Raw genomic sequence first — 20,702 nt, 5'->3', positions numbered from 1 at the left:
ACAACATGCTGAAGATCGCCTTCCTGCTCTTCATGAGCGCCGGCATCCCGGTCGCCGTGGCCATGGCCGGTGCCTCGCTGGTCTACATCCTCTGGAGCGGCAACCTGCCGGGCTTCGTCGTCATTCACCGCATGGTGAGCGGCGTCGACAGCTTTCCGCTGCTGGCCGTTCCCTTCTTCATCCTCGCCGGCAACCTGATGAACAACGCCGGCATCACCAACCGCATCTACAACTTCGCGCTCGCGCTGGTGGGCTGGCTCAAGGGCGGCCTGGGGCACGTGAACATCCTCGGCTCGGTGATCTTCTCGGGCATGAGCGGCACCGCGATCGCGGACGCGGCGGGCCTGGGAACGATCGAGATCAAGGCCATGAAGGAGCACGGCTACTCGACCGAATTCGCGGTCGGCGTGACCGCGGCCTCGGCCACGCTGGGGCCGATCATTCCGCCGAGCCTGCCCTTCGTGATCTACGGGATGATGGCCAACGTGTCGGTGGGTGCGCTCTTCATCGCGGGGCTGATGCCGGGGCTGATCATGACGCTGCTCATGATGTTCACGGTGGCCTACTACGCGCACAAGAACGGCTGGGGCGCGGACGTGAAGTTCCAGTGGCCGCGGCTCATGAAGGCGCTGGTCGAGCTGCTGGTGGTGTGCCTGTGGCCCACGCTGCTGTGGTTCGCGGTCGACAAGTTCGGCGCGCCGGCCCAACCGGCGGTGGCCCTTGCGCTGGTGATCCTCTTCGCGGCCGACAAGGTCTTCAAGTTCGAGGCGGTGCTGCCGATCATGACGCCGGTGCTGCTCATCGGCGGCATGGCGACGGGCCTGTTCACCGCCACCGAAGGCGCGATTGCCGCCTGCGTGTGGGCGATGGTGTTGGGCTTCTTCTGGTACCGCACGCTGCAGTGGAAGATGTTCGTCAAGGTCTGCCTGGAGACGGTGGAGTCGACCTCGACGGTGCTCTTCATCGTGGCGGCCGCCTCGATCTTCGGCTGGATGCTGACGGCCACCGGCGTCACGGCCGACATCGCGAGCTGGGTGCTCAACTTCACCAAGGAAGCGTGGGTGTTCCTGCTGCTGGCGAACCTGCTGATGCTGTTCGTGGGCTGCTTCCTGGAGACCACGGCGGCCATCACGATCCTGGTGCCGATCCTCTTGCCGATTTCGAACCAGCTGGGCATCGACCCGGTGCACTTCGGCGTGGTGATGGTGCTCAACCTCATGATCGGCGTACTGCACCCGCCGATGGGCATGGTGCTGTTCGTGCTGGCGCGCATCGCCAACCTCAGCATCGAGCGCACGACGATGGCGATCCTGCCCTGGCTGGTGCCGTTGCTGTTGAGCCTGGGCATCATCACCTACTGGCCTGCCACCGTGCTGTGGCTGCCGAAGATCATGCAGTAACGACCACCGCCGGCGCACCCGCGCCGGCTCCGAGAACGATACCCACGATGACCCCCTACATCCGACTCCATCCCGCCGACGACGTCGTCATCGCGCGCTCGCAACTGCTGGGCGGCACGCTCGTCGAGAACGTGGCCGTGCGCGGCCTGATCCCGCCGGGGCACAAGGTCGCCATGCGCGCCATCGCGCAGGGCGAGCCGGTGCGGCGCTACAACCAGATCATCGGTTTCGCGAGCAAGCCCATTGCGGCCGGCGAACACGTGCACACGCAGAACCTGGACATGGGCCCCGACAAGGGCGACTTCGAGCGCGACTACGCCTTCGGCGCCGACGTGAAGCCCGCGCCCGCAAAACGCGAGGCCACCTTCATGGGCATCAAGCGCGCCGATGGCCGCGTGGCCACGCGCAACTACATCGGCGTGCTGACCAGCGTGAACTGCTCGGCCACGGCCGCGCGCGCCATTGCCGACCACTTCTCGCGCAAGACCAATCCGCAGGCGCTCGCGGCGTTTCCGAACGTCGACGGCGTGGTCGCGCTCACGCACGGCACGGGCTGCGGCATGGACACGCAGGGCATGGGCATGCAGATCCTGGAGCGCACGCTCACGGGTTACGCCACGCACCCGAACTTCGCGGGCGTGCTGGTGGTGGGTCTCGGCTGCGAGGCCAACCAGATCAACGCCTGGCTCGCGACCGGCCACCTGGCCGAGGGCGAGAACTTCCGCACCTTCAACATCCAGGACACGGGCGGCACGCGCAAGACCGTCGAAAAAGGCGTGGCACTCATCAACGAGATGCTGCCGCGCGCCAACGCAGTGAGGCGCGAGCCCTGCAGCGCGGCGCACATCACCATCGGGCTGCAGTGCGGCGGCTCCGACGGCTACTCGGGCATCAGCGCCAACCCGGCGCTCGGTGCGGCAGTCGACCTGCTGGTGGCGCACGGCGGCACGGCCATCCTGAGCGAAACGCCCGAGGTGTACGGCGCCGAGCACCTGCTCACGCGCCGCGCGGTGAAGCGAGAGGTGGGCCAGAAGCTCGTGGACCGCATCAAGTGGTGGGAGCACTACACCGAGATCAACGAGGGCGAGATGAACAACAACCCCTCGCCCGGCAACAAGGCGGGCGGGCTCACGACCATCCTGGAGAAGTCGCTGGGCGCGGTCGCCAAGGGCGGCACCAGCAACCTCGAGGCGGTGTACGGATATGCCGAGCCCGTCACCGCGCATGGCTTCGTCTACATGGACACGCCGGGCTACGACCCGGTGAGCGCCACGGGCCAGGTGGCGGGCGGCGCGAACCTGATCTGCTTCACGACCGGTCGCGGCTCGGCCTACGGCTGCGCGCCCTCGCCCTCGCTCAAGCTGGCGACCAACTCGGCGCTGTGGCAGCGGCAGGAAGAAGACATGGACATCAACTGCGGCGAGATCGTCGACGGCACAGCGTCGATTGCGGAGATGGGCCAGCGCATCTTCGAGCTGGTGCTGGCCACGGCCTCGGGCGCGCACTCGAAGAGCGAACAGCACGGCTACGGGCAGAACGAGTTCGTGCCGTGGCAAGTCGGCGCGGTGATGTGAGGCCCGCCCTCCCCTTCGGCTATGCCATCCCATTGAACGCACGAGGAGCCTGATCCATGTCCAGAACCCTGCCGGCCGACGGCCTGCAAGCCAACGTCGCCCGCATCCTCGAAGCCGCGGGCAGCAGCGCCGCCGAAGCACAGCAGGTGGCCGCCAACCTCGTGCTGGCCAACCTCAGCGGGCACGACTCGCACGGCGTGGGCATGCTGCCGCGCTACATCGATGCGGTGGCCGAAGGCGGGCTCGTGCCCAACGCGGCCGTGAAGGTCAACCTCGACATCGGCACGCTGATGGGCCTGGACGGCCAGCACGGCTACGGGCAGATCGTCGGCGTGCAGGCGATGGAGCTCGGCATCGCGCGCGCCAAGCAGCACGGCAGCTGCATCTTCACGCTCGCGAACGCGCACCACCTGGGGCGCATCGGCCATTTCGCGGAGATGGCGACGGCGCAGGGGCTGGTGGCGATGCACTTCGTCAACGTGCTCTCGCGGCCCGTGGTGGCGCCCTGGGGCGGCGGCGACGGGCGCTTCGGCACCAACCCGTGCTGCATCGGCATTCCGCTGGCGGGAGCCGAGCCCTTCGTGCTCGACTACGCGACCAGCCGCGTGGCGCAGGGCAAGATGCGCGTGGCCCACAACAAGGGCGAGCAGGTGCCCGACGGCTACCTCATCGACGAACACGGCGCGCCCACCAACGACCCGGGCGTGGTCGTGGTGCCGCAGGGCAACGGCCTGTTCGGCGCGCTCATGACCTTCGGCGAACACAAGGGCTACGGCATGGCGGTGGCCTGCGAGCTGCTGGGCGGCGCGCTCACGGGCGGCGGCACCTGGCACCGGCCCGCGGACACGGCCCGCACGGTGCTCAACGGCATGCTGACGGTGCTGATCGACCCCGTGAAGCTCGGCACGCAGAAGGCCTTCGACGAGGAGGCGCGCGAGTTCATCGGCTGGCTGCGGCAAAGCCCGCCGGGCCAGGGCTTCGAGGCCGTGCAGATCGCGGGCGAACCGGAGCGCCGGGCGCGCGCGGCACGCCGGCGCGACGGGGTGTGGGTCGATGACGCGACCTGGGGCGAGATCGTCGCCGCCGGCGCGAAGGTGGGCGTGGCCGTCGCCTAGCGCCGCGCCGCCTGGCGCGACTTCTGGCTCAGCACGAGCGCGATGCCGCCGAGGATCGCCACCGAGGCGAGCGCCAGCCGCGGCGTGATCGCTTCCGACAGGAACAGCACGCCGCCGAACGCCGCCAGCAGCGGCACCGACAGTTGCACCGTGGCCGCCCGCAACGCCGACAGCCGGCCCAGCGCCGCGTACCAGACCACGTAGCCGAGCCCCGAGGTCAGCGCACCGGAGGCCACGGCCAGCGCGACGCCGCGCGCATCGGCGTGCGCGCGCGTGGCGAACACCAGGCTCAGTGCCAGGGCCAGCGGCACGGCGCGCAGGAAGTTGCGCGCGGTCGCGGCCAGCGGGTCGGCCACGCCCCGGCCGCGCAGCGAATACACGCCCCACGCCACGCCCGCCACCGCCATCAGCACGGCGCCCAGCAGCGGCGGCGCCGCAACGCCCGGCGACACCAGGTACACGAGCCCGGCCGCCGCGAGGACAAAGCCGCACCACGCCAGCACCCCGAAGCGCTCGCCGCCGCCCAGCCCCGCACCCAGCATCGTGAGCTGCACCGCCCCGAAAAGGATCAGCGCGCCCGTGCCCGCCGGGAGGCTGAGGTAGGCGAAGGAGAAGAACGCCACATAGGCGAACAGCATGACGGCCGGAAGCCAGCCGGTGCGCCCGAGGGCGGGCGGCTGCGATCGGAAGCGCACGACAAGCGCGAGCGTGATCGCCCCCGACGCGAGCCGGATGCTGCCGAAGCTGGCCGGGTCGATGCCGCCATGCTGCAGCGCGAGCCGGCACAGCAGCGAGTTGGCCGCGAACGCGACCATGGCGACGGCGGTAAGCCCGACGGCGTGCAGGAGAAGGGCCGGGCGGGCAGCGGCGGCGTCAGGCATGGCACGCCCCGGAAAGCCGGCGGCTGTGGGAAGGACAAGCACTCATGCGAGCCTCCGATCCAGAGGTCATGCGAAACGGGCTTGTCACCGCGACACCGCGTGGCGGCAAGGGAGGAAATCGATCGTACGCGCCGCAAGGGGCCGCGTCGAGTTCAGCGTGGCGGCGCCGGACCTGCCGGCCTGGCCGTCAAACGATCAGGGCGATCGTGGCTTCCAGGTGCTCAGAAGGGGCGCGGCGGAAACCCGAGCGCGCAAAGCGCTGCAGCTGCCCGACCACGAAGGCCGTGAGCGCCGCGGCGCGCACCTGGGCATCGACGCTGGGCGTGGCCGAGCCGTCGGCGGCGGCCGCGCCGCGCAGCACCTGGCGCAGCGTGGCCTCGATCTTGTCGAAGAACTGGTTCATGCGCTGCTGCAGGCGCTCGTTCTCGAACACCAGTGCATCGCCGACCATGACGCGCGTCATGCCGGGGTTGCGTTCGGCGAACTGCACCAGCAGCACGAGGATGCGGGCCGCCTGCTGGCTGCCGGTGGCGCCTTCGCGCTCGAGGATCTGGTTGACCAGCGTGAAGACGCTCTGCTCGATGAAGTCGATGAGGCCCTCGAACATCTGGGCTTTGCTCGCGAAGTGGCGGTACAGGGCCGCCTCGCTCACCTCGAGCCGCGCGGCCAGCGCGGCGGTGGTGACCCGCTCGGCACCGGGCTGCTCCAGCATGGCGGCCAGCGCCTGCAGGATCTGCACGCGTCGCTCGCCCGGCTTGGGGCGCTTGCGCGTCGGTGCGGCGGCGGGCGTGTCGGCCGGGGTCTCTACGCCGGGGGCAGCTGTCTCTTCGTTCTGCATGGGAGCGCGTGCAAAGATGTAATCAATTGATTCTCGCACAGCGCAGTGAGCGCGCGCCTTCCGCCGACGGAAGGCACGCGGAGGGCGCTCAGCGCGCCCGGATCATCGTGCCGTAGGCCTGGTCGGTCAGGATCTCGAGCAGCATCGCGTGCGGCACGCGGCCGTCGATGATGTGCACCGCGTTCACGCCGCTCTTGGCCGCGTCGAGCGCGCCTTCGATCTTGGGCAGCATGCCGCCCGAGATGGTGCCGTCGGCGAACAGGTCGTCGATTTCGCGCGCGCTCAGGTTGGTGAGCAGGTTGCCGTTCTTGTCGAGCACGCCGGGCGTGTTCGTCAGCAGCATGAGCTTCTCGGCCTTGAGCACCGTGGCCAGCTTGCCGGCGACGACGTCGGCGTTGATGTTGTAGCTCTCGTTCTCCTCGCCGAAGCCGATCGGGCTCACGACGGGAATGAAGGCGTCGTCCTGCAGCGCCTTGACCACGCTGGGGTCGATGGAGACGATGTCGCCGACCTGACCCACGTCGTGGTGCACGTTCGGGTCGGTGCGGTCGGCCAGCTTGAGCTTCTGCGCGCGAATGAGGCCGCCGTCGCGTCCCGTGAGGCCCACGGCCTTGCCGCCGGCCTGGTTGATCAGGCCCACGATGTCCTGCTGCACCTCGCCGGCCAGCACCCATTCGACGACTTCCATGGTCTCGGCGTCGGTCACGCGCATGCCCTGCACGAAGCTGCCCTTCTTGCCCAGCTTGTTCAGCGCGGCCTCGATCTGCGGGCCGCCGCCGTGCACCACCACCGGGTTCATGCCGACCAGCTTGAGCAGCACCACGTCTTCGGCGAAGTCGGCCTGCAGCGCGGGGTCGGTCATGGCGTTGCCGCCGTACTTGATGACGATGGTCTTGCCGTGGAACTTGCGGATGTACGGCAGCGCCTGGGCCAGGATCTCGGCCTTGTCGCGCGGAGGGATGTTGAGGACGGGGTCGGTCATGGGCGGTCAGGCTCCAAAGCGGTGGACGATGGGAAGAATTCTCGCAACAAGAGGGCGCCGGCGGTCAGGGCCGCAGCCAGCGCGGGACCTTGAAGCGCACGATCATCAGGTACGCCCCGACGTAGGTCGTGACGAACAGAAGGCAGAACAGCATCAGCACGAAGGTGTTGTTCCAGAACAGCACCGCGGGCACCACCGACAGCGCGGCGAACATCCACAGGTAGGGCGAGGTGCGGTTGTTGCGCGCCAGCAGCTGGCGCGCCTCGTCGTCCGCGAAGGCCACGCGCACGATGCGCCGGAAGATCAGCTGGTGGAAGTGCAGCGCGTCGGCCGTGCCCGGCGACTGGCCGCGGGCCAGCTTGCGGTAGATGGAGAACAGCGTCTCCCACACCGGGTAGATCAGCAGCAGCATCGGGAACCACGGCGACACCACGCGGTGGCGCTGCACCAGCGTCACGCAGGCCACGGCGATCACCATGCCCCAGACGTAGGCGCCGCCGTCGCCGGCGAAGATCTTGCCGCGCGGGTAGTTCCAGACCAGGAAGCCGAAGGTGGCGCCGACCAGGCAGATCACCATCGCGGCCAGCTGCCGGTCGCCCAGCTGCAGCGCGACGTGCGAGATCGCCAGGCACACGAGCACGGCCACGGTGCCGGCCAGCCCGTTGTAGCCGTCGATGATGTTGAAGGCGTGCGGCAGGCCGCCGATCGCCAGGGCCGCGAAGACCAGCGAGGCATAGGGCAGCAGCGCGAGCCAGCCGTCGAGCGTCTCGAAGCCGGTGCGCGCCACGCCCAGCCCCTGCACCCAGCACACCAGCAGCGCCGAGCCGATGGTCAGGCCCAGCCGGTAGCGCACCTTGACCTGCTGCGTCACGTCTTCGACGATGCCGCCGAGCACGGCGGGCAGGATGCACACCAGCGTGAGCATCGAGGACTTGAGCGGCCAGGCGATGTTCAGCGGCTCGATCAGGCCGGCGCCCAGCCAGGCCGCGCTCATGCCGAGCATGATGCCGGCCCCGCCCAGGCGCGGCACGTGGCCCTTGTGGAAACGCTGGGGCATGTCGGCGCCGTAGCGGCGCGCGTGTCTGCGCGCGCGGCGCATGAACAGCTGCACCGCGATCGCGGAGACGAAGAAACTGAGGATGATCAGGGCAATCATGAGTGGGGTTGGGGGAACCCTAGAATTCCCGAGCGAAATTAGACCATGCCCACGCCCCCTTCTTCACCCCACGCCCCGGTCACCCTGTCGATCGTGAGCCACGGCCAGCTCGCGCTGGTGCTGCCGCTGCTCGAGCAGCTCGACCGGCACAGCCGCGACGCGATCGCCAAGGTCGTGCTCACGCTGAACATTCCCGAGGCCGACCTGCTCGCAGGACGACAGTGGGGCTTTCCCATCGAGCGCATCGAGAACGCGGCGCCCCTGGGCTTCGGCGCCAACCACAACCAGGCCTTCGCGCGCTGCGACACGCCCTGGTTCCTGGTGCTCAACCCCGACATCCGCTTTGACGCCGACGTGCTCGCCCCGATGCTCGCCCAGGCCGCGCCCGACGCCGGCCTGATGACGCCGCGCATCCTGGAGTCGGGCCGGCCCGAGCCCGAGCCGCACCGCGCGCTGCTGACCCCCTTCGAGATCCTGGGCCGCAAGAAGCCCGGCTACCAGCCGCCGACCGTGCCGGCCTGGATTCCCGGCCTGTTCATGCTGTTTCGCAGCGAGGCCTACCGCAAGATCGGCGGCTTCGACGAACGCTTCTTCATGTACGGGGAAGACTTCGACATCTGCGCCCGCACCCGCCTGGCCGGCTGGAAGCTCCAGGTGACCGAAGACCTGCGCGCGCGCCACGACGCCCAGCGCGCCAGCCACCGCAGCAAGAAGTACCTGTACTGGCACGTGACCAGCCTGCTCAAGGTGTGGCTGTCGGGCGCTTTCTGGCGCTACTGGCGGCTGCAGCGCGCCGCCGCCTGAAAAGGCACGGCGGCGTTTGCGAGGACAATCGGGGCCGAAAAGCCCCGCACGAAAAGCCCGCTAGCGCCGCTTTCAGCACCGACGATGACGACCACGAGCAGCCCGACCTCCCTCCCCGAACACGCCCACCTGGTTCACCCGAAATACCGCCCGGACATCGACGGGCTGCGCGCTGTCGCGGTGCTGTCGGTGCTCGGCTACCACGCGTTCCCGCAGTGGATCAAGGGCGGCTTCATCGGCGTCGACATCTTCTTCGTCATCTCGGGCTTCCTGATCACCACCATCATCCTGGGCAGCTTCCAGGGCGACGGCTTCAGCTACCGCGAGTTCTATGCGCGGCGCGTGAAGCGCATCTTCCCGGCTCTGGCGCTGGTGCTGCTGGCCACCATGGCCTTCGGCTGGTTCGCCCTGCTGCCGCACGAATGGGAACAGCTGGGCAAGCACGTGGCCGCGGGCGCAGGCTTCGTGTCGAACTTCGCCTTCTGGAACGAGGCCGGCTACTTCGACAACGCCGCCGAGACCAAGCCGCTGCTGCACCTGTGGTCGCTGGCCATCGAAGAGCAGTTCTACATCTTCTGGCCCGTGCTGCTGGGCCTGGCCTGGAAGCGCAAGTGGCGCATGCTCACGGTGCTCGGCACGGTGGCGGCGATGTCGTTCCTGCTCAACGTGACGACCATCCACAGCCACCGCACGGCCGCGTTCTATTCGCCGCTGTCGCGCTTCTGGGAACTGATGATCGGCGGCATGCTGGCCTATGCGCGGCTGCACCGGCCGCCGCCGAAGCCGGGCTGGAGCCGCCACGCACAGTCGATCGCCGGCCTCGTGCTGATCGTGCTGGGCCTGTGCTACATCCGCGGCGGCAAGGCCTTCCCGGGGTTCTGGGCCATCCTGCCGTCGGTGGGCGCCTTCTTCTGCATCGCGGCCGGGCCGAGCGGCGTGCTCAACCGCTATGTGCTCGCGTCCAAGCCGATGGTGTGGGTCGGCCTGATCAGCTACCCGCTGTACCTGTGGCACTGGCCACTGCTGGCCTATGCGCGCATCCTCGAGGGCAAGCTGCCGTCGGACGGCATCCGCGCGCTGATGCTGGTGGCGTCGTTCGTGCTGGCGTGGCTCACCTATCGGTTCGTCGAGCGCTACACGCGCCGCAGCGAGAACCCGACGGTGACGGCGGGGCTGGTGGCCGTGATGATCGGCTTCGTCGTGCTCGGCCTGCTGGCGACCACGCGCTACTACGTCGGCCGCCACAGCGACCCCTACTTCAACAAGACCGCCGCCGCCGCCAAGGACTGGGCCTACCCGGACGGCCTGAGCCCGATCAAGGTCGATGGCGAGGTGCTGCAGCAGATCGGGCAGGGCAAGCGGCGGGTGCTGTTCTTCGGCGACAGCCACGTCGAGCAGTACGGGCCGCGCGCCGTCGAGCTCTCCAAGACCTCGCCAAGCACGCTCGATTCGCTCTCTTTCGTGACGTGGGGCGCCTGCCCGCCGATTCCCAACGTGGTCGACGAGCAGAACAACCTCTGCGGCGAACGCCGCGACGGCGGCATGCGGCTGGCCATGAGCGACCGGTTCGACGCCGTCGTCTTCGGTGGCTGCTGGAACTGCTATTTCTCCGAGACCGGCAAGCCCAACGCCGAGAACGCAGCGGCCGACCGCTACTACTTCTTCGACGGCAAGGACAAGCGGCGCTTCATGGGCGGCGGCGGCGTGGACTTCTCGCTCAACATGCTCGAGACCGTGCTGACCACGTTGGCCAAGCACAAGCAGGTCTACCTGCTGCTGGACAACCCGGTCGGCGAGGGCTTCGGCCCCGAAGAGTTCATCAAGGGCGGCCGCCTGGGCGACATGCAAGTGGGCAAGATGTCGCCTACCGCCCCCTGGGACCCGAGGCAGAAGGCGCTGCACGAGCGCATGCGGCAGATCGCGCAGCGCAGCGGCGCCATCGTGATCGACCCGATCCCGACCCTGTGCCAGAAAGACTGGTGCACCCGCGCCGATGCCGACGCCACGCCGATCTACAAGGACGCAGGCCACCTGCGCGCCGAGTACGTGCGCTCGCACGCCACCTACATGGACCCGGCGATGACGTCGGCGCCGGCCCGCTGAGGACCAGGCTGCGGCGGCCTGCGGGCCGCCGCGGCGCGCATCAGGACTTGTAGACCTTGCGCAGGCTGCGGATGCCCGGCAACTTCGTCAGCGCGCCGATGAAGCGCACCATGCCCGGCGTGCTCCGGCGCAGCAGGAACAGCGTGATCCACAACCGCAGCTTCTTCTTGCGGCCCACATACGGGTTCGCGAAGACGATGGCCGCGTAGTCGTCCAGCACCGCCGTCATCTCGCCGCGGTACTGGTCGTCCTTCTTGATGGCCTCGATCGCCTCGTTCACGAAGAACAGCTGGAAGCGCGGCATCAGGTATTCGCGCAGGTAGTAGCGGCCGCGCTGGTGCTCGTCGGGGAACATCTGCAGCAGCTTCTTGAAGTACTTGAAGCGGCTGCGCACCATGCGGATGCCGAACGAGGTGCTGGCCGTGTGGATGCACCAGACCGTCACGGCCTTGTCCACGAAGTGATTGCTGTAGCCCTTGCGGAAGATGCGCAGGAACAGGTCGTCGTCCTCGTAGCCCATGAACTGCGAGTCGAAGCCGCCCACCGCGTCGAAGGCCTTGCGGCTCACGAGCGCGGCCGAGGGCAGCACGAACATGTCGTAGCGCAGCAGGTCGAAGATGCTGCGCTTCGGGTGCTGTGCGTGGTCCTTGATGACGCCGGTGCGGATCACGTTGCCGTCGCCGTCCGCCTCGTACAGGTCGGCGTAGATGTAGCCGAACAGGCGGTCATCCCACGGGATCGACGACACCAGCGTCTCGATGTGGTTCGGCAGGTAGAAGTCGTCCTGGTCCAGGAAGCAGATGTACTCGGAAGTCGACGCCGCCACGCCCGCATTGCGCGCCGAGCCCTGGCCGCCGTTCTCCTTGTCGAGGATACGGAACGGATAGCGGGCCGCCAGCCCGTCGAGCGCGGCGCGCTCTTCCGGGCGCGAGCCGTCGTTGACCACGATCACCTCGTGCGCGGGCACCGACTGCTCGAACACGCTCTTCACCGACCGCTCGATGAAATCGGCGCCGTTGTAGAACGGAATGATGACCACGACGTTCGGCCAGGCCGTCGGCTCGCCGGGCGGGGAAGGGTTCGCGGGGACGTTGGTTGGATTCATTGTTGTTGTGTCAGACGGATTCGAAAAGATCGCGGACCACGCCGCGCACCCCGCGGCCGAACTTGTCGTAGCGACCGGTCATGGCCTCGCGCAGGATCGGCACGCACCGGGCCAGGCGCGAGGCCGGCAAGGCGGCGCGGAAACGCTGGTGCACGATCTTGCTGCGCACCTTGTCGATGATCTCGGGGGGCACGCGATCGCCCAGTTGCAGCAGGCGCTCCAGCAACAGCTCGGCCTTGATCGCGCGCTCGACGTGCGTGTTGCCCCGCGAGGCGAGCGCCTTGCGCACCTTTTCCCTGAAGGTGTCGCGGCGGGCGCCGATCTGGTTGGATTCGTGCTGGCGGTATTCGATAAGGGGCGCCTCCAGCAGGTCGACCCGCGCCGTCGTCGACGCGATGATGGCCAGCCATTCGTCGTGCACCCACTCGACAGGCAGCGGCAGCGCATCGGCGAGCAGCGTACGACGGAAAACCGTGGTGGCGCCGGTCACGAGGTTGCGGCGCAGGAACACATCGAACGCCCGGCCCGTGTGGATCCGCTCGAGCTCCGACGGTGTGACCTCCAGCGCATGGAACAGCGTGTTGCCCAGGTCGCGGCCTTGGGAATCCACGAGGCGCGCGTCGGTGTGCAGCAGCCAGAGGTTGTCGTCCTGCACGAAGGGCGCCACCATCCGCTCGAGTCGGTCGGGCACCCACACGTCGTCCTGGTCGCTCAGCGCGATCAGGTCGCCGGTGCAGGCCGAGATGGCCTGTTCGAAGTTCTTGACGACCCGCAGGGCCACGGGATTTTCGAAGACCCGCAAGGCAATGGGCGGCCCGGGGCGCTCCGCCGCGCATTCGGCCACCGTGGCACGCACGACATCGACCGAGCCGTCGCGCGAGGCATCGTCGGACAGCACGATCTCGATCGGCGGCCGGGTCTGCAGGCAGATGCTGCGCACCTGCTCGCGCAGGAAGCGGGCGCCGTTGTAGGTGCACAGGGCGACGGAGACTTCGAGAGGACGGGGATTGCGCATGGGTGGATCGTTTTTCTGTCGGGCATGCTGCCGATGGCAGCCGCAGCCCGTCCGATCGGGGGAGCGGTGGGCTCTTCCATGGTTACGAATTGCAGGGGAACCGGAGCCGGTAAAATTATCTCTCAGTTGATACTCTGAATAAAATGCGCGGGCTCGCACGAGCACCGTCCCGGCCCATCCGGCCATAGCCCTCCAAGAAATCCCGCTTGACCCCCTCGGCCACGAAGCGCTTTTGCTCATCGCCGTTTCACGCGGCGGTGGGAACCTGACCCTGCACATCGGCATCCGCATGGCAGACAAAGACACTGACGCACACGCATGAGCCAAGTTCATTCCAATCTCCATCGAAGCGCCCTGGCCGACTGGTGGGAAGGCACCCGCCGCACCGACATCTGGTGGACGCTGGCCTGGTTCGACGTGGTGCTGCGCTATCGCCGCTCCATGCTGGGGCCGCTGTGGCTCACGCTGAGCATGGGCATCATGATCGGCGGCATGGGCCCGCTGTATGCCTCGCTCTTCGGCACCCAGCTGGACAAGTTCTTCCCGCACCTGGCGCTCGGCGTGATCTTCTGGGGTTTCTTCTCCGCGATCGTCACCGATGCCTGCAACGCCTTCGTCGGCGCCTCCAACTACCTGAAGCAGGGCTACTTTCCCATTAGCCTTTTCGTGTGGCGGGGCCTGGGGCGCAACCTGATCCAGTTCGCCCACCAGATCGTGCTGTACATCCCCGTCGCCCTCTGGGCTGGCGTCTCGCTGTCGTGGTCGGTTCTCCTGGTCATTCCGGCCTTCCTGATCCTCATCGTCAACGCCCATGCGCTCGGCCTGCTGCTGGGCCTCATCTGCACCCGCTACCGCGACGTGACGCAGATCATCACCAGCATCATGCAGATGCTGATGTTCCTCACCCCTGTTTTCTGGCTTCCCGAGAACCTCCCGGGCCGCGCCAAGTACGTGCTGTGGAACCCCTTCGCGCAGATGCTCGACCTGTTGCGCACGCCGCTGATGGGCGGCGTGGCCCACCTCGAAAGCTGGATCGGTATCGGTCTGTGGACCGTGTTGTGCCTGACCGCCGCGAGTGTGATGTTCGTCAAATACCGCCGCCGCGTCGTTTACTGGCTCTGATCCATGGCATCCATTTCACTCAAGAACGTTTCGGTCAGCTTCCCCATCTACGGGGCCGGCTCGGTGTCACTCAAGAAGACGCTGGCGGCCTCCGTCACCGGCGGGCGCTTCGGCAAGGAAACCGGCGTCACCGTGGTGCAGGCGCTCAGCGGCCTCAACCTCGAACTCAAGAGCGGCGACCGGCTGGGCCTGATCGGCCACAACGGCGCGGGCAAGTCGACGCTGCTGCGCACGCTGGCGGGCGTCTATGAACCGTCGTCGGGCGAGTTCACGCGCCAGGGCTCCGTGGCCAGCCTGATCGACCCCGCACTGGGCATCGAGATGGACGCCACCGGCATCGAGAACATCATGCTGCGCGGCCTCGTCATGGGCATGAGCAAGAAAGAGGTCGACCGGCTCACGCCCGACATCTGCGAGTTCAGCGGCCTGGGCGAGTACGTCAACATGCCCGTTCGCACCTATTCGACCGGCATGATGATGCGACTGGCGTTCTCCATCTCGACCAGCGTCGAGGCCGACATCCTGCTGATGGATGAATGGCTGTCGGTGGGCGACGCCGCCTTCACCGAAAAGGCAGAGAAGCGGATGCGCGATGTGGTCTCCAAGTCGGGCATCTTGGTGCTGGCATCGCACTCGCCCGAGCTGATTGCCAAGGAGTGCAATCGCGTGATTCACCTGGAGCACGGCCGAATCGTCGAAAGCTGAGGGAGTACGGCTGCAAACGCCTTGACTCACATCGGTCTCCGTAGACCCTCCGGGCATTCAACGAATATGATGATTGCCCCATCTTGCGCCCCCCAAGGATTGAATGAATATGCATTTCAAGTGCAACGTTTGCGCGTCTGTCCGTGTGGGCCGCTCATTGACACGGGGTGATGGGCGCAATGTCCTGTTCTGCGAGAACTGCGACATGGGGGTCGTCGAAGTGGTTCCCGAAGATACGAGCGTCTTCTATGAAGACACGTACTACGGCGCGAGCAACGCGGACGAGGTCGGTTACCACGACTACGAGTTCACGGCGGATCACAGCCTGCTGTGGGTCAAGCTGATGCTGGAGGCGATCTCACCCGCGGGCCGGATTCTGGACATCGGCTGTGCCAACGGCCATTTGCTCCGAAGCCTGAACGGCGACTACGAACGCTTCGGGATCGAGGTCAATGCGGCCGCAGCCAGCGTGGCCCAACAAAGAGGCGTGGCCGTCATTGCCTCCGATGTGTTCGATCCCGCAGTCAGCAATCAAACGCACGGCAGTTTCGACTTCATCACGTCGATCGCAACCTTCGAGCACGTGAACGATTTCAGGGGCGCATTCGATGTTTCCCTGAAATCCCTTCGACCCGAAGGTGTCCTCATCTTCGAGGTCCCGCTGATGTCGTACACAAGGGACAACAAGGATTGGCTCGAATCCTCGTACGAGCATGTCTACTACCCCACGGTCAAGGGGCTGGAGGCCTTGTTCAAGGAATTTCCGGACCATCAATTCACTGGATTCGAGTCCGATATCGCCGGGTACAGCTCGACCTACATCGGCGTCGCCGCTCGCGATCCTGCGGTCTTCGCTCGCGTGAGCCAGCTTCTCGAGGCAATGACACGGCCTTCGCCCGCCGGCCTTGCCGACGAGGAGACCTGCATCAATCTTGCGTACAACGTCGTCCACTCATTCAACGTGACTGCCGACCGCATTCTGGCGCTGCCTACGCTGGTCAAGCATGCCTACAGTTTCAATCTGGTGAAGCGCCTGACCCAGCTCTGGCATGCGGACCGGGTCGTTGCAGACAATGCCGGAGGCGCATTGGAAAGTGCGAAATGGCACGAACAGCAAGCGAAGAACTGGCAGCAAGAGTGGAATCGCTTGCATCACGACACTGAAGAGCTGAAGGCGACCAACGCCGAGATGTACAAGCAGTTGCAGTCTCTGTCCAAGCGACACTGAAGACCACGCTGGGGCGGAGGATGCCTCGCTCTCTGGCAAGAATGCGGCCCTGCCGCACTCTGCGCGATCGCGAGCCGTCTTTCAGATCAAGGCTACTTTCGCGAAAGCGGCCCCATACGCCTCGATCATCTTTTCGCGGCTGAAATGCGCCAGCGCATGGGCACGCGCGGCAGTCTTCAGTGCGTCGAGCGCCTGCGGCTGCTCCTGCAACCTGGACAGCAGCCCGTGAATGCGCTCGGTTTCGGTCGGATGCATCAGAAAACCGTTGACCCCGTCGGCCACCAGTTCAGGAATTCCGCCCACTGGCGCTGCAATCACGGGAATGCCACACGCATTCGCCTCCATGACCAGAACGGGTCTGCCATCGAACTTCGACGGCAGGATGAGCACATCCAGTTGGTGCAATGCTTCTTTGGCGTGTTCCACAAAACCGTGATACCTCAGCCTGTCGGTGATCCCACTGGTTGCAACGCGCTCCTTGACCATGGCCGCGTCGGGGCCCGTGCCGAACATGTCGAAATCGAGTCCGGGGTTCAGGCTCGCCAGCCGCCGCGCCAATTCGATGAACCCAACAGGATTCTTCTCACCTGACATCCGGCCGACATATCCGACCTTGAGTCCAGCGCCGCTGGGCGGCATGGCAGCAGGGAAAAAATCGTCCACATCGACGCCGCTGCGAACGACGACAACAGGAGGATCGGGCCTGCGGGACGATCGCCTGATGAAATCGCCCATGAAATCACTCTCGACGATCACGGCATCGAAGCATCCTTCATAGAGGAAGTGGTTCAACGTATGGCCGATTTCGTTGTACAGGATGTCGGCGATCCGCAGCGCAGGCAACCGCTCTTTCCAATAGGGAAGGAGGTGATACAGCTGGGTCGCGCCCACCTGCAGCACGAGATCTATCTTGCGATCGACAAGCAGTTCTTGAACCAGATCGAACCGGGTCACCGAGGACATGCCGGACAGCTTGAGCAGATGCCCGGTCGAGGCGAAATCTTCCAGCGCATCGGGCTCGTAGTCTGTCGACGCATCGCCGCAATAAGCCACCGTGATCTCGACTCCGCGCGCTCTGAGCGCACGGAAGATCGCAATCGAGAGGGCCCCCTTCACCAGGAAAGGGAGCAGTGCCAGGATACGGGGCGAGTTCATTTGGTCAGGGTACGGACAAGACGCGACCATGCACGCCGGGGAAAGGAGGGGGAGCCGCGTGAGGCCAGGGCTTCATTGAGCGCCTGGTGCTCGGCCTGGAGCGAACGATAGGCGCGCTCCCAGTTCTCGCACTCCCCTTTGAAGTAGTCCCTCGCCTCGATATAGGCCCGGATATCACTGTGGAGTTTGTCGACATCCTGATAGGCATCGGCACCCGGTCCCACGAATGCGAAGGAGCGCCGACCGATTTCGGCGAGCTCGGGATGGTCGCTGTAGTTTCCCAGCATGGCACGGAAATGCTGGAAATCAGAGGCTGCTGTCGACTGCATCATCACGCCGATCAGCCTGTGGGCCTGCAATGGTGGCAACTGGCTCAGCGATGGATGGCGGCATGTCCATGCAACCATTCGCGTGATGGAAGGAAGCAGCGAACGCGCTTCGGCAAGAGGCACCAGATTGCGTTGCATCGCGTAGCTGACCTCGAGCAGCGTGCCGACCGGATCACCGTGTGTCACGCCACGCGAGTGCGCGCGAATGGAAGTCAGGGGCTGCGGAATGATGGCGAACTTGCATCCGTGCTGCAGCGCGCGAGTCCACAGTTCGTAGTCCGGCGCGCGGATCATCAGCGGGTCATCCAGCCCGATTCGCTGGTGCGCGGAGGCGCGCACCATGGTGGAGGACCGGCACAGATGGTTGGCACCGATCCAGGTGTCGACCAGATTCAGGTCGCGCGGCTGGTTGTATCCCGCCTCCATCGCGTCGGCCGATGGGTGCCGATTGTCATTCTCGTCATAGATCGCGACATAGGTACCAATGACATCGAGTTGTGGATTCCGGGCAGCCGCCTCCAACTGGATTTCGGCCTTTCGTGGATCGACCCAATCGTCCGCATCCAGGTTGACCAACCACTCGCCACGCGCTTCTTGAACCGCCCGGTTGTAGCTGGCCGCACCGCCCAGGTTCTTCTCATTGACGAACAGCCTGATGCGCGGGTCTTCGAAGGAGGAAACGATAGCCACCGAGTTGTCGACGGATCCATCGTCCACGACCACGATCTCGAAGTCCTGCACCGTCTGGTCCAGGATGCTGCGCAACGTCTTGCCTATGTAGCGCTCGTAGTTGTACGAAAGAACGATGTACGAGAGAAGCGGGCTCTTGCTCATTGGAGGCAACCGGTGACGCGGTCCAGGTCACCCGCCGACAGGTCAGCGTGGAAAGGCAAGCCGATGACACGGGGTGCGAGGGCGTCGGTTGCCGACAGGTCGGACCTCGGCACATCCTTGAACGCCGGATGCCTGTGGCAACCCAGGCCCCACCAGCGACGCCACTCGACCTTGGCGTCGTCGAGCCGAGCCAGGGTCGCGGCGAGATCCGCAGCCGGAACCATCACGTTCAACGTCATGGTGACCCAATCGGTTCCGACCCCACGCTGCAGCTGCACCGCTTTTCCTTCCAGTCGACTCGCATACGCGGCCGTCAGGTCGCTCATTTCCTGGAGGCGCGCCGGCAGCCCGTCCAGCGCCGCCAAACCCACCGCTGCCGCGTATTCGGAAATGCGATAGTTGCCCGCGCGCAGCGAAGACAGGCGCTCCTGGCCGGCGAATCCGAAGCCCGTCATGGCGGTTGCGCGTTCCATCAACGCCTGGTCGGCACAGAAGATGGCGCCGCCTTCGCCGATGCCCAGCGTCTTGGTGGCATGCAGGCTCACGCAAACGGGTTGCTGGCCGATACCGGAGAGCGAAGTCAATGCCGCCGCCGCATCGAACACGACGGGAATCCCGTGCCGCGCCTCGAAGTCGGCCCACGCGGCAAAGTCCGGCGGCGCACCGAAGGCACTGACGACCAACACGGCTGCGACCGGGCCGGGCACGGACTTCAGCGCGGCGGTCGCGATTTCGGGCGTGAGCGCCAGGGTGTCCGGATCTGCCTCAAGCAGGTACGGCGTCAGCCCGGCATTGCACACCGCGTGCGCGCTGGCGATAAAGGTGAACGCCGGCATCAGGCAGTGACCGCCCTGCTCGCAACGCAACCTCAATGCAAGCTCGATCGCGGTGGTTCCATTGGAGGTCAGCGTCGTGTGACTGCCTCCGACCAGATCGCCGAGACGGCGCGCGAATTCTCCGTTGAGCGGCCCGTAGTTGCTGTACGTGCGGGCGCTGTCGATGCGCTCGAGGTAAGGAAGGAGTTGAGCCGACGTTGGCAGTTTCGGTCGCAAAACCTTGATCGTCGCCGGGGAAGCGTCGCGTTCTTGAATGGGCATGACTTGAGACATCTGAGCAGTGGGGCGATAAAGGCTTGGGCCGAAAACAGGACAGCAGGGGCGGCGTCACCCCCCGCGGCGAATGGGGCGTGCCGGAACACCAACGACGGTCGATCCGGGCTCGACGTCCCGGATCACCACGGCACCGGCACCCACCGTCGACCAGGCACCGATCACGACACCTGGCGCGACGCAGACGCCCACGCCCAGATTGGCGCCCTCTTGAATCGTGACGCGCCCGGCAAGGGCGCACGAAGGCCCGAGATTGACGAAATCCCCAAGCACACAGTCATGAGCGATCGTGCAGCCGGGATTGATCAGGCCGTGGGCCCCGATCGAGACATCCGTCGTGATGTTGCAAGGGCCAATGATCATGGTTCCTTTGCCGACCGAAACGCAGGAGCCGATCACCGCTGCCGGATGCCGCACCGTGACGAACGCAGTGCTGGCCCCCAGAGACAGTGCGGCGCGTTGACGCGCCCTGCCGTCCCCGACCGCCAGGACGAAGTGCGCGGCAGGGTCCGGCAAAGTCGCCAGACGCTCGGCTCGCACTGGCAGACCCCGGATATCCGTGACCGGGAAGCCCGGATCGACCATGAAGCCGGAAACATGCTCCCCGGATGCCTGCAAGGCAGACAGCACTTCGCGTCCTAGTCCACCCGCTCCATAGATAAGAAGAGTCATGTGCAACGGTGTGGTAAGTCAGAAGAAAGGTGTCCCGCGCCGAAGCAAGTCGGGCGAGTATACGGTTGACATTTCATACCTGTGACACCCGCAGCCACCAGCAGCACACCGATGAAAAACAATTCCGATTGACCTGCGTCCCAGCAGCAACCGCTCCGCGTCACGAACGGGTCGGGCGAAACACGATATACCTGCTCGCCAGATAGGCTGTAACTGTGTAGGCAGGCATGCCCATTGCCTGCCCAAGATAGCTATTCAACCCAAGGTTTTCTATTGCAACGATGACGGTCAGAAGGTTTGCGCCATAAGCAACTGCAGTAGCAAGAATAAATTTCACTACCGCAGTCAGTTGTCGCCCCTCGTATGCAAACGTCCATCGGCTGTTGAGATTGAAGCTTATGCACAACCCAACGCCATAGCCTATGAGATTTGCGACGACATCCCCTGCATGAAAGAAATACTTCGCAGCAAATATTATCGACAACCCACTCAAGGTATTTATGACGCCCACAACGAGAAATCGAATGAACTGAGAGGAGAAAATTTCACTTCTCTTCATTTTCAATAAATTCACG

Annotated in this window: 19 protein-coding genes; 8 read left to right on the top strand and 11 right to left on the bottom strand. The window is 65.7% G+C overall.

The window, feature by feature from the left end; genetic code table 11:
• Positions 1-5 precede the first annotated feature (5 nt).
• Genes AC57B8_RS14070 through AC57B8_RS14060 form a run of 3 tightly spaced genes read left to right on the top strand, consistent with a single transcriptional unit; the run spans position 6 to position 4,089 of the window.
• A complete protein-coding gene (locus AC57B8_RS14070; RefSeq protein ID WP_496479935.1) occupies positions 6-1,400 on the top strand; it encodes a TRAP transporter large permease in 1,395 nt (464 codons plus the stop codon).
• Positions 1,401-1,447: 47 nt separating this feature from the next.
• A complete protein-coding gene (locus AC57B8_RS14065) occupies positions 1,448-2,974 on the top strand; it encodes a UxaA family hydrolase (protein WP_496479934.1) in 1,527 nt (508 codons plus the stop codon).
• A 56-nt stretch (positions 2,975-3,030) separates the two neighbouring features.
• Positions 3,031-4,089 (top strand): malate/lactate/ureidoglycolate dehydrogenase, encoded by a 1,059-nt coding sequence (locus AC57B8_RS14060; protein WP_495272256.1) that lies wholly within the window; start codon positions 3,031-3,033, stop codon positions 4,087-4,089.
• On the opposite strand, the gene AC57B8_RS14055 is transcribed toward AC57B8_RS14060, so the two are convergent.
• From AC57B8_RS14055 to AC57B8_RS14040, 4 genes are all read right to left on the bottom strand, one after another.
• Complete coding sequence (locus AC57B8_RS14055; protein WP_496479933.1) at positions 4,086-4,970, bottom strand: DMT family transporter; 885 nt, start codon at positions 4,968-4,970, stop codon at positions 4,086-4,088. The genes AC57B8_RS14060 and AC57B8_RS14055 overlap by 4 nt on opposite strands.
• A 187-nt stretch (positions 4,971-5,157) precedes the next feature.
• Positions 5,158-5,808 carry a nucleoid occlusion factor SlmA gene (gene slmA, locus AC57B8_RS14050; protein ID WP_062471138.1) on the bottom strand — a complete coding sequence of 217 codons (651 nt, stop codon included), beginning with the start codon at positions 5,806-5,808 and terminating at the stop codon, positions 5,158-5,160.
• An 88-nt stretch (positions 5,809-5,896) separates the two neighbouring features.
• Positions 5,897-6,790: an acetylglutamate kinase gene (gene argB, locus AC57B8_RS14045; protein WP_062471140.1), complete on the bottom strand. Its 894-nt coding sequence runs from the start codon at positions 6,788-6,790 to the stop codon at positions 5,897-5,899.
• A gap of 64 nt (positions 6,791-6,854) precedes the next feature.
• Entirely contained in the window at positions 6,855-7,946 is a 1,092-nt protein-coding gene (locus AC57B8_RS14040; RefSeq protein ID WP_062471143.1) for a glycosyltransferase family 4 protein, read from the bottom strand.
• 45 nt (positions 7,947-7,991) lie between these two features.
• Between AC57B8_RS14040 and AC57B8_RS14035 the strand changes: the two genes are divergently transcribed.
• Both AC57B8_RS14035 and AC57B8_RS14030 read left to right on the top strand, forming a co-directional pair.
• On the top strand, positions 7,992-8,750 hold the full coding sequence (locus AC57B8_RS14035) for a glycosyltransferase family 2 protein (protein WP_496479932.1): 759 nt from the start codon (positions 7,992-7,994) through the stop codon (positions 8,748-8,750).
• Positions 8,751-8,834: 84 nt separating this feature from the next.
• Positions 8,835-10,853: an acyltransferase family protein gene (locus AC57B8_RS14030; protein WP_496479931.1), complete on the top strand. Its 2,019-nt coding sequence runs from the start codon at positions 8,835-8,837 to the stop codon at positions 10,851-10,853.
• A 40-nt stretch (positions 10,854-10,893) separates the two neighbouring features.
• Here AC57B8_RS14030 and AC57B8_RS14025 read toward each other — a convergent pair whose 3' ends face one another.
• A complete protein-coding gene (locus AC57B8_RS14025) occupies positions 10,894-11,958 on the bottom strand; it encodes a glycosyltransferase family 2 protein (protein ID WP_496479930.1) in 1,065 nt (354 codons plus the stop codon).
• Between the two features lie 10 nt (positions 11,959-11,968).
• Entirely contained in the window at positions 11,969-12,973 is a 1,005-nt protein-coding gene (locus tag AC57B8_RS14020; RefSeq protein WP_496479929.1) for a glycosyltransferase family 2 protein, read from the bottom strand.
• Between the two features lie 318 nt (positions 12,974-13,291).
• On the opposite strand from AC57B8_RS14020, the gene AC57B8_RS14015 reads away from it, so the two are divergent.
• From AC57B8_RS14015 to AC57B8_RS14005, 3 genes are all read left to right on the top strand, one after another.
• Positions 13,292-14,095, top strand: a complete 804-nt coding sequence (locus tag AC57B8_RS14015; protein ID WP_492686368.1) for an ABC transporter permease — start codon at positions 13,292-13,294, stop codon at positions 14,093-14,095.
• A 3-nt stretch (positions 14,096-14,098) separates the two neighbouring features.
• The gene (locus AC57B8_RS14010; RefSeq protein WP_492733766.1) at positions 14,099-14,800 is read left to right on the top strand and encodes an ATP-binding cassette domain-containing protein; all 702 of its coding nucleotides are present in this window, start codon (positions 14,099-14,101) and stop codon (positions 14,798-14,800) included.
• Between the two features lie 103 nt (positions 14,801-14,903).
• On the top strand, positions 14,904-16,028 hold the full coding sequence (locus AC57B8_RS14005; protein WP_496479928.1) for a class I SAM-dependent methyltransferase: 1,125 nt from the start codon (positions 14,904-14,906) through the stop codon (positions 16,026-16,028).
• An 81-nt stretch (positions 16,029-16,109) separates the two neighbouring features.
• Here AC57B8_RS14005 and AC57B8_RS14000 read toward each other — a convergent pair whose 3' ends face one another.
• The 5 genes from AC57B8_RS14000 to AC57B8_RS13980 form a co-directional block, all read right to left on the bottom strand.
• On the bottom strand, positions 16,110-17,183 hold the full coding sequence (locus AC57B8_RS14000) for a glycosyltransferase (RefSeq protein WP_496479927.1): 1,074 nt from the start codon (positions 17,181-17,183) through the stop codon (positions 16,110-16,112).
• Positions 17,180-18,346, bottom strand: coding sequence for a glycosyltransferase family 2 protein (locus tag AC57B8_RS13995; protein ID WP_496479926.1), 1,167 nt, complete (start codon positions 18,344-18,346; stop codon positions 17,180-17,182). Before AC57B8_RS13995 ends, AC57B8_RS14000 begins: the two co-directional genes overlap by 4 nt.
• Positions 18,343-19,443 (bottom strand): DegT/DnrJ/EryC1/StrS family aminotransferase, encoded by a 1,101-nt coding sequence (locus AC57B8_RS13990; protein ID WP_496479925.1) that lies wholly within the window; start codon positions 19,441-19,443, stop codon positions 18,343-18,345. Before AC57B8_RS13990 ends, AC57B8_RS13995 begins: the two co-directional genes overlap by 4 nt.
• A 66-nt stretch (positions 19,444-19,509) precedes the next feature.
• Positions 19,510-20,127 (bottom strand): NeuD/PglB/VioB family sugar acetyltransferase, encoded by a 618-nt coding sequence (locus AC57B8_RS13985; protein ID WP_496479924.1) that lies wholly within the window; start codon positions 20,125-20,127, stop codon positions 19,510-19,512.
• A 160-nt stretch (positions 20,128-20,287) separates the two neighbouring features.
• A complete protein-coding gene (locus AC57B8_RS13980; protein WP_496479923.1) occupies positions 20,288-20,701 on the bottom strand; it encodes a GtrA family protein in 414 nt (137 codons plus the stop codon).
• Between the last annotated feature and the right edge of the window lies 1 nt (position 20,702).

Source organism: Variovorax sp. BGA-UO-ETr-C22 (assembly GCF_059567965.1).
Note: the sequence above shows the minus strand (reverse complement) of the source record. Positions and strands in the feature narration are given on the sequence as shown.

Coding starts and splice junctions, on each gene's coding strand:
- AC57B8_RS14070 (WP_496479935.1), top strand. CDS start 6: ATGCTGAAGATCGCCTTCCTGCTCTTCATGAGCGCCGGCATCCCGGTC.
- AC57B8_RS14065 (WP_496479934.1), top strand. CDS start 1,448: ATGACCCCCTACATCCGACTCCATCCCGCCGACGACGTCGTCATCGCG.
- AC57B8_RS14060 (WP_495272256.1), top strand. CDS start 3,031: ATGTCCAGAACCCTGCCGGCCGACGGCCTGCAAGCCAACGTCGCCCGC.
- AC57B8_RS14055 (WP_496479933.1), bottom strand. CDS start 4,970: ATGCCTGACGCCGCCGCTGCCCGCCCGGCCCTTCTCCTGCACGCCGTC.
- slmA (WP_062471138.1), bottom strand. CDS start 5,808: ATGCAGAACGAAGAGACAGCTGCCCCCGGCGTAGAGACCCCGGCCGAC.
- argB (WP_062471140.1), bottom strand. CDS start 6,790: ATGACCGACCCCGTCCTCAACATCCCTCCGCGCGACAAGGCCGAGATC.
- AC57B8_RS14040 (WP_062471143.1), bottom strand. CDS start 7,946: ATGATTGCCCTGATCATCCTCAGTTTCTTCGTCTCCGCGATCGCGGTG.
- AC57B8_RS14035 (WP_496479932.1), top strand. CDS start 7,992: ATGCCCACGCCCCCTTCTTCACCCCACGCCCCGGTCACCCTGTCGATC.
- AC57B8_RS14030 (WP_496479931.1), top strand. CDS start 8,835: ATGACGACCACGAGCAGCCCGACCTCCCTCCCCGAACACGCCCACCTG.
- AC57B8_RS14025 (WP_496479930.1), bottom strand. CDS start 11,958: ATGAATCCAACCAACGTCCCCGCGAACCCTTCCCCGCCCGGCGAGCCG.
- AC57B8_RS14020 (WP_496479929.1), bottom strand. CDS start 12,973: ATGCGCAATCCCCGTCCTCTCGAAGTCTCCGTCGCCCTGTGCACCTAC.
- AC57B8_RS14015 (WP_492686368.1), top strand. CDS start 13,292: ATGAGCCAAGTTCATTCCAATCTCCATCGAAGCGCCCTGGCCGACTGG.
- AC57B8_RS14010 (WP_492733766.1), top strand. CDS start 14,099: ATGGCATCCATTTCACTCAAGAACGTTTCGGTCAGCTTCCCCATCTAC.
- AC57B8_RS14005 (WP_496479928.1), top strand. CDS start 14,904: ATGAATATGCATTTCAAGTGCAACGTTTGCGCGTCTGTCCGTGTGGGC.
- AC57B8_RS14000 (WP_496479927.1), bottom strand. CDS start 17,183: ATGAACTCGCCCCGTATCCTGGCACTGCTCCCTTTCCTGGTGAAGGGG.
- AC57B8_RS13995 (WP_496479926.1), bottom strand. CDS start 18,346: ATGAGCAAGAGCCCGCTTCTCTCGTACATCGTTCTTTCGTACAACTAC.
- AC57B8_RS13990 (WP_496479925.1), bottom strand. CDS start 19,443: ATGCCCATTCAAGAACGCGACGCTTCCCCGGCGACGATCAAGGTTTTG.
- AC57B8_RS13985 (WP_496479924.1), bottom strand. CDS start 20,127: ATGACTCTTCTTATCTATGGAGCGGGTGGACTAGGACGCGAAGTGCTG.